Genomic DNA, 7320 nt, shown 5'->3' with positions numbered 1-7320 from the left:
TACGGGCCTGGGGCGCCGGCCTACACGTGTGACGGCGGCCGCCGCGGCGTGCGTAGCGGGCCGGGACCGGGACGGTGGATCTTCCCCGGCCGCAGGCGGGCGCGGAGCCGCGCCGAGCGCGTCGCACCGGGCAGCCCGTCACCTGGACGGACCAACCGGGCCGCCCGCCGGGGCACGCCCCGGCGGTCCTCCGGGACCGGTCTCCGGGCGCTGGCCCACACCCCGCGCCGGGTCCGCTCGCCGGGCGATCTTCATCCGCTTCGCCCACGCTGGTGCCGGTGCCCGCCCACCAGGCGGCACCGCCGCACGCCAGGGCGGCCTCCGCGGCCGCCACGAACCCCCACGAGGGAGCAGGCATGACATTGACGACGGATGCGCTCATACCCGCGCTCGAGGATGTGCGGGAGGCACACGCCGCGGTGGTCGACCGGTTCCGGGCCGACATGGCCGTCACCCCGGTCGGCCCCCATCGGCAGACCCTGGAACGTCATGCCGCCCAGACCCAGCACCACATCGCCCGCATCGACACCCACGTCCGGGACATGCGTCCGCGCCACCTGCTGCGGGACACCGGCGACATGGTCCGGACCGCGTCGGCGGGCGCGTTCCGCACGGCGATGGCGCCGCTGCACATCGGCGCCCGCATGGTCCGCGGCGTCCTGCCGGGAGGGTCGCACGCCGACGAGCACCAGCTGCTGAAGAACACCGAGGACGAGTACACCGCCACCGCCCGGGCGCTCGCCGCCTGCCGCGCCGGCGAGAGCATCGCCACCCTCGCCCAGGACGACCGCGCCGGCGCCCTGCTGACCACGCTGCGCCGGCAGGACGAGCAGCTGCTGCGCGAGCTGGAGGCCAGCGTCGAGGAACAGGCGCTGGCCCTGGCCGCCACGGCGGCCGGCGACGGCCACCGTCCCCACGGCGCGGCCGGCATCGCCGACGCCGCGGTCCGCACGCTGCGCGCCACCGCCCACCGGCTGCAGGCCGTCTGGTCGGGCGGCGGGGAGCCGGCGCCCCGTCCCTCGCACGGCGACGCCGCCACCGCGGCACGCACGGCCGAACGGACGGCCGGGAAGGCGCCGAGGGCCCAGGCTCCGATGGCCCGCACCGCGGACCTGCCGCTCGCGGACTACGACCGGCTCCCCGTCGCCGAGATCATCCAGCGGCTGCGTCTGTTCTCACAGGCGGACCTCTCCATGATCGAGGACTACGAACGGGAGCACGGCGACCGGGTCGGCATCCTGAACGCCATCGAGAACCTGCGCGGCAACCAGCCCTGGCCCGGCTACGACACGATGAGCCCCGATCAGATCACCGCGCGGCTGCGCGGCGCCGAACCGCTCCTGGCCCGCCAGACCATGGACTACGAGCGGCAGCACCGCCGGCGCCCCGATGTCATCAGCGCCGCCAAGCAGCGCACCCGCGCCGCCGTCTGAGCCGCGCCTCCACGAGGTCCCCGCCGTGGCACCACGGCGGGGACCTCCGCATGCCGGCGGACGGAGAGCCGCGCCCCGGGAACCCGTACCGGTCCGTGCGAACCGCAATGCGCAGCCGCAGACGGGGTAGGCGTACCTCTGCCGTCAAGGAGCAGAAGGGAGCACTCCGATGGCCGACTCATCATTGAAGGCCGTCGGCTGGGCACGGTCGTTCCCCGTGTCGGGCGGGGTGCGCGCCGGCCGCCGGTGGACGCGGGACCATCTCGCCGCCCTGGACTGGACGAAGGACGCGCCGGGCACGGTGGACGACATCCTGCTGGCCGTGTCGGAGCTCATCACGAACGCGCACGTCCACGCCCACAGCGACGCCGAGGTCGTCCTCACCTGGGACAGCCGGTGCCTGCACGTGAGCGTGCACGATGACGACGACAGGGTGCCCGTCCCGCGCGACGCCGACGAGAACGCCACCGGCGGGCGCGGCCTGGCCATCGTGGACGGTCTCGCCGACCACTGGCAGACGCACCCCCAGCACCACGGGAAGACCATAACGGCGTGCTTCACGCCGCCCGGCCCGAAGCCGGAGGGCTCGTGAATCCGGGCCGCCTGCGTCGTGTGCGGCATGAGCCGCCGGAGAGTCGCAGCCGCGACCGGCGGACGCCGCCAGGGGGCTCTCCCCTGGCGGCGCTGTGGACCGGCCGGCGGCAGCCGCCCGTCAGGGGCGGAACACGTTCGAGTCGTGAGTGAGGGGGGCGTTGTGCACGGACGCCGAGTTGTAGGTCCACCGGTCGTCGCTGGCCTGCCGGCGGCGGGCCTGCTCGATCAGCAGGCCGTCGGCGTTCTCCGTGCGGCGGTTGCTACGGCGCAGGAGCTTGACGACCAGATACGCCACGAAGGACACGAGCACGAACAGAAGAATCCCGAGTTCGACCACAGCAGCTCTCCCCCATGCGTCAACAGCTACATGACCTGCATCGTAGCCGCGGGACGGCGGCTTGTCCCTCCCACTTGAGCCTCATCTGAGCTTGTGCGAAACCCGGTTGGCGTCAGAGGGCCGCGCTGCCGTGCTCGCGCGTCATGCGTGACGCGAGGCCGCCCGGCGCCGCGCTCACGGCCCGTGGCATGATCGCGACATGACGCATGCTCACCGCCGCCTCGTCGGCACGCTGGGGCTGGTCCTTCTCGCGGTCACCGTCGCCGGGTGCGCCGACCCGGCAGCCGATCCGCGGGCCGGCGGCGCGGACCGTACGGGCAAGGGCTTCTGCCCGCCGCCGGAGGCGCCGCCGGCGGAACCCTCACCCTGCATCACCTTCGACTGGAACCAGCGGGTCGCGGAGAACCACGCCTACCGCAGTCCCATGCCGATCACCGAGGAGCAGCGGCGGCAGGCGGCGCCGAAGGCAGAGGCGCTGGCGGCGGCCCTGACGAAGCTGGCGGCCTCGGGCACCTCACAGGACGCCCTGCGTGCGGCGGCGGCGCGGGCCCTGTCGCTGACGCCACCTCAGATCGAGTTGCGGGGCGCCCGGTTCGCCCCCCTCCGCGACATCCTTGTCGGCGGCGGCGAGGGTCGGGTCTGCGTCAACGGCTCCGTGGACGCGGCGGGGAAGGCGTACGCCGAGGTGGTCGGGCGCACCGCGGACGGGACGTGCCTGCCGGGGCTGGGCGGGCACTGAGCCCGCCCGTCCCGTCAGGCGGTCGCCTCGTCGAGCAGTTCCAGGACGTGCCGGTAGGGGCGGCCGGTGGCGCGGGACATGCCCATCTCGCAGGTTCGGTTGCACGAGGCGTAGACATCGAACGAGCCGGCGGTGATCTCCGCCGCCTGGGCGGCCGTCGCGGACTCCGTGACCTCCGGGTGCAGCAGGCCGCGGTCCCCGGCGAAGGCGCAGCAGCCCCAGTTGTCGGGGACGGTGACCTTTTCGCTGACCGCGGCCGCGACCTGGCGGAGGGCGGCGTCGATGCCCAGGTGGACGGTGGAGCAGGTGGGGTGCAGGGCCATGGTGCCGGTACGGCGCGGGGCGGGCAGCGCGGGGAGCAGGTGCTCGGCGGTGAAGGCGACGCTGTCCACGAACCGCAGTGCCGAGAACCGTGCGCGCTCGGGCTCGGGGAGGGTGTCGGCCAGTTGCTCGAGGCCGTGGGTGCAGGAGGACGCGTCGCACACGACCGGCAGCCGCCCGCCGTCGCTCGCTTCCCACAGGGCCTCCAGGGTCCGGCCGGCCATGGTGCGGTGTCCGTCGGTGTAGCCCTTGGACTGCCAGGGAGTGCCGCAGCACAGGCCGGTCAGGCCGTCCGGGACGGTGACCTGGACGCCCGCGCGTTCGCACAGCCGCAGGAAGGCGGCGGCCGCGCCACCGGAATCCCCCTCGGGGGCGAAGACGCTGCCGATGCAGGCGGCGAAGAACACCGCCCGCGCCCCTTCGGGGTGCCGCGCCGCCGGGCGGGCCGGACCGCCGCGCGGGATGTCGCCGGACCAGGTGGGCACCAGCTCCGTCGCCCCGAGCCTGCGGACCGCGCCGGTGGCCGCGCGGGTGACCGGGGTGGGCAGCGCATGGGCGGTGTTGAGGGCGGCGCGCACTCCGGTGACGGCGCTCCCCCAGTGCCGGGCAGTGGTGCTGCCGAGCCGCTGGGCGGTGGGGCTGTGGCGCTGCGCGCGCAGGCGCTTCATGACGGCGCCCGTGTCGATGGTGACGGGGCAGGCGCTGACGCAGAGGCTGTCGGCCGCGCAGCTGTCGACGGCCGCGTACGCGTAGTCCGCCTCCAGGGTGCGGCGGCGTTCCTCGTCGCCAGCGGCGGTGGCCAGGGCGATCTCGCGCTGCAGGGCGATGCGCTGGCGGGGCGTGGTGGTGACGTCGGCGGTCGGGCAGACCGGCTCGCAGTAGCCGCACTCCACGCACGCGTCGACGGCCGGGTCGACCGGGGGGACGCTCTTGAGGTCGCGCAGGTGCGCGGCCGGGTCGTCGGTGAGCAGGACGCCGGGGTTGAGGACGTCGTGGGGGTCGCAGAGCCGCTTCAGCTCGCGCATGACGTCGTAGAGTTCGTCGCCGTACTGGCGGTGGACGAAGGGGGCCATGGCGCGGCCGGTGCCGTGCTCGGCCTTCAGGGTGCCGCCGGCGTCCAGGACGAGGTCGACCATCGCGTCGGTGAAGCGGGCGTAGCGCTCGGTCTCGGCGCGGGTGTCGAAGTCCTGGGTGAGCATGAAGTGCAGGTTGCCGTCGCGGGCGTGGCCGAAGATGACGGCGTCCTGGTAGCCGTACCGGTCGAACAGGCCGATCAGGCCCTCGCAGGTGCCGGTCAGCCGCTCCATGGGCACCGCGATGTCCTCCAGGAGCGCGGTCGTCCCGGCCGGCCGTGCCCCGGCGACGGCCGTGTACAGGCCCTTGCGCAGGTGCCAGAGACGGCCGCGTACGGCCGCGTCCCGGGTGAGCGCGGACCCGGTGACGGCGGGCAGCCGGTCCAGGACGGGCCGGGCGGCGGCCACGGTGGCGTCGAGTGCTTCGGCGCTGTCCTCGGCGAACTCCACCAGCAGGGCGGCGTGGCGTTCGACCCGCAGCCCGCGCAGCTCCTCGACAGGGTCGGCGGCCTGCTGCGCGACGCGCAAGGAGGCGGCGTCGAGGAGTTCGGCGGTGCGGGCGCCCGCTGCCAGCAGCGCGGGCAGGGCGTCGGTCGCCTCGGCGAGGCCAGGCAGGATCAGCAGGCCGGTGGCGGTGTGCGGCAGCAGGGGGACGGTGCGGAAGACGGCCTCGCCGACGAAGCCGAGGGTGCCCTCGCTGCCGATCATCAGGTGGGCGAGGATGTCGGCGGGGTCGGTGTGGTCGAGGAACGAGTTGAGCCCGTACCCCATGGTGTTCTTCATCGCGAAGAGCCGCTCGATGGTGGCGCGGGAGGCGGCCGAGCCGCGGACCCGGTCGCGCAGCCGGAGCAGACCGGCGTGGAGGTCGGGCTCGTGGGCGCGCAGCGCGGCGTCCGCGTCGCGGGCGGCGGTGTCGACGACGGTGCCCGAGGGCAGCACGAACTGCAGCGACTCCATGGTGCGGTAGGCGTTGTCCCGGGTGCCGCAGTTCATGCCGCTGGAGTTGTTGGCGACGAGCCCGCCGATGGTGCAGGCGCTCTCGCTGGCCGGGTCGGGGCCGAGCCGGCGGCCGTGGCGGGCCAGCCGCGCGTTGGCCTGGCGCACCGTGAGCCCCGGTTGCAGCCGGATCCGCAGGCCGTCGTCGAGGACCTCGGCGGAGCGCCAGTGCGTACGGACGTCCACCAGGACGCCGTCACCCCCGGCCTGCCCCGCCAGGCTCGTGCCGCCGGAGCGCAGCGTCAGCGGCACCCCGGCCCGGCGCGCGCCGGCCATGAGCGCGCCGACCTCGGCGGCGGAGGCGGCGCGCACCACGGCCTGCGGCGTGAAGAGGTACGGCGAGGCGTCGTGGGCGGCCGCGACCCTGCGGGGCACGTCGGTGGAGACGCGGGAGGGGTCCGCGACGCAGTCGGCCAGCCACGCGGCCGGGCCGGGCTCGGCGGTGCGGGACGTGGTGGTGGGGGTGGCGGCGGAGGTGCTCATGGTTCCTCGGGTACGACGGTACGACGCGGGGGCCCGCGGCGGTCAGCGGGCGAGGCCGGTGATTCGCAGCAGGCGGGGCGGCTGTGCAGCGGGTTCGGGCAGGCGCAGCGGGGCCAGGCCGGGGGTGATGCTGCCCAGTACCGTGGCGCGGCGGGCGCCGGTGCCCGAGGTGAGGGTGCCCGGCAGGCCGTTGACGGTGAGGAAGCCCAGCACCGCGAAGGCGAGTGCCTCCTTGGCGTCCGAGGGCAGGCCCAGCTCGTCGCTGGGACGCAGCGTCACGCCGGGCAGTTCCTCGCCGATCATGCGCATCAGCACGGGGTTGTGGGCGCCTCCGCCGGAGACGACCAGGCTGGTGACCCCCTGCGCCCGGCAGGCGTCGGCGACGGTGACGGCGGTGAGCCTGGTCAGGGTGGCGAGGACGTCGTCGGTGCCGGGCGTGGGCACGGCGGCCAGTGCCCGCTGCAGGTAGGGCAGGTGGAAGAGTTCCTTGCCGGTGCTCTTCGGTGCGGGCCTGCGGTAGTAGGGGTCGTCGAGGAGGACCTTGAGGAGGTCGGGACTGGTGCGTCCGGCGGCCGCGCGTCGGCCGTCCTCGTCGTAGGCGGCGGCGCCGTCCGTGAAGTGGCGCACGGCCGCGTCCAGCAGGGCGTTGGCGGGACCGGTGTCGAAGGCCAGGGGCTCGGCGCCGGGGGCGACGACGGTGATGTTGGCGATGCCGCCGAGGTTGAGGGCGGCGGGCACTCCGGGCAGCCCGCGCAGCAGCAGGGTGTCGGTCATCCCGACCAGCGGGGCGCCCTGGCCGCCGGCGGCGACGTCCCTGCTGCGCAGGTCGGAGACGACCGGCAGGCCGGTGGCCTCGGCGATCCAGGCCGGCTGGCCCAGTTGCAGGGTGCCCCGGACGGTTCCGTCCTCGACCCAGTGGTGCATCGTCTGGCCGTGGGACACGACCAGGTCGGCGGTGCCCCCGCACAGTTCGTCGAGCGCGCGTGCCGCCGCTCCCGCGAAGGCCTGGCCGATGCCGGTGTCCAGGGCGCAGACGTCCTGGGTGGTCGTCGTCGCGGGCGGCAGCGTCGCGCCGATGAGGTCCCGCAGGTCGTCGGCGTAGGACACGGACAGATGACCGAGCGGCTGCATGAGCAGGGTCTCGCCGTCCAGGGTGAGGTCGGCGGCGGCCGCCTCGATGGCGTCGTACGAGGTGCCCGACATCAGGCCGATCACGCGCATTGCTTCTCCCAACTCTGGTGTGCGGGGCGGTCGTGCGGTGCCCTGGGGTGGGGGGCGCCCCGCGGGGCCCGCCCCCCCCGGAGGGCAGCTCACGCGCCCGCGCCCCCCGCGCCGGCGCCCCCG

6 protein-coding genes are annotated in these 7320 nt (G+C 75.1%); 3 read left to right on the top strand and 3 right to left on the bottom strand.

Going from position 1 to position 7320, the window contains the following annotated elements; genetic code table 11:
• The first annotated feature begins 356 nt into the window (after window positions 1-356).
• On the top strand, window positions 357-1433 hold the full coding sequence (locus tag ACFW3D_RS41795; RefSeq protein WP_500513693.1) for a hypothetical protein: 1077 nt from the start codon (window positions 357-359) through the stop codon (window positions 1431-1433).
• 169 nt (window positions 1434-1602) lie between these two features.
• Window positions 1603-2025, top strand: a complete 423-nt coding sequence (locus ACFW3D_RS41790) for an ATP-binding protein (RefSeq protein WP_500513691.1) — start codon at window positions 1603-1605, stop codon at window positions 2023-2025.
• A gap of 120 nt (window positions 2026-2145) precedes the next feature.
• On the opposite strand, the gene ACFW3D_RS41785 is transcribed toward ACFW3D_RS41790, so the two are convergent.
• Window positions 2146-2364 carry a hypothetical protein gene (locus ACFW3D_RS41785; RefSeq protein WP_500513690.1) on the bottom strand — a complete coding sequence of 73 codons (219 nt, stop codon included), beginning with the start codon at window positions 2362-2364 and terminating at the stop codon, window positions 2146-2148.
• A 199-nt stretch (window positions 2365-2563) separates the two neighbouring features.
• On the opposite strand from ACFW3D_RS41785, the gene ACFW3D_RS41780 reads away from it, so the two are divergent.
• Window positions 2564-3103 (top strand): precorrin-3B C(17)-methyltransferase, encoded by a 540-nt coding sequence (locus tag ACFW3D_RS41780; protein ID WP_500513688.1) that lies wholly within the window; start codon window positions 2564-2566, stop codon window positions 3101-3103.
• Between the two features lie 14 nt (window positions 3104-3117).
• Here ACFW3D_RS41780 and ACFW3D_RS41775 read toward each other — a convergent pair whose 3' ends face one another.
• The gene (locus tag ACFW3D_RS41775) at window positions 3118-5976 is read right to left on the bottom strand and encodes an FAD-binding and (Fe-S)-binding domain-containing protein (RefSeq protein ID WP_500513686.1); all 2859 of its coding nucleotides are present in this window, start codon (window positions 5974-5976) and stop codon (window positions 3118-3120) included.
• Between the two features lie 42 nt (window positions 5977-6018).
• Window positions 6019-7197 carry an anhydro-N-acetylmuramic acid kinase gene (locus ACFW3D_RS41770; RefSeq protein ID WP_500513684.1) on the bottom strand — a complete coding sequence of 393 codons (1179 nt, stop codon included), beginning with the start codon at window positions 7195-7197 and terminating at the stop codon, window positions 6019-6021.
• Window positions 7198-7320: the final 123 nt, after the last annotated feature.

This window comes from Streptomyces sp. NPDC058864, assembly GCF_042742985.1.
GTDB lineage: Bacteria > Actinomycetota > Actinomycetes > Streptomycetales > Streptomycetaceae > Actinacidiphila.
The sequence above is the reverse complement of the archived record's forward strand: the minus strand, read 5'-3'. Positions and strand labels throughout refer to the sequence as shown.

What these genes read in the sequence shown, in the direction of transcription:
- ACFW3D_RS41795 (WP_500513693.1), top strand. Translation starts at nt 357, where the DNA reads ATGACATTGACGACGGATGCGCTCATACCCGCGCTCGAGGATGTGCGG.
- ACFW3D_RS41790 (WP_500513691.1), top strand. Translation starts at nt 1,603, where the DNA reads ATGGCCGACTCATCATTGAAGGCCGTCGGCTGGGCACGGTCGTTCCCC.
- ACFW3D_RS41780 (WP_500513688.1), top strand. Translation starts at nt 2,564, where the DNA reads ATGACGCATGCTCACCGCCGCCTCGTCGGCACGCTGGGGCTGGTCCTT.
- ACFW3D_RS41775 (WP_500513686.1), bottom strand. Translation starts at nt 5,976, where the DNA reads ATGAGCACCTCCGCCGCCACCCCCACCACCACGTCCCGCACCGCCGAG.
- ACFW3D_RS41770 (WP_500513684.1), bottom strand. Translation starts at nt 7,197, where the DNA reads ATGCGCGTGATCGGCCTGATGTCGGGCACCTCGTACGACGCCATCGAG.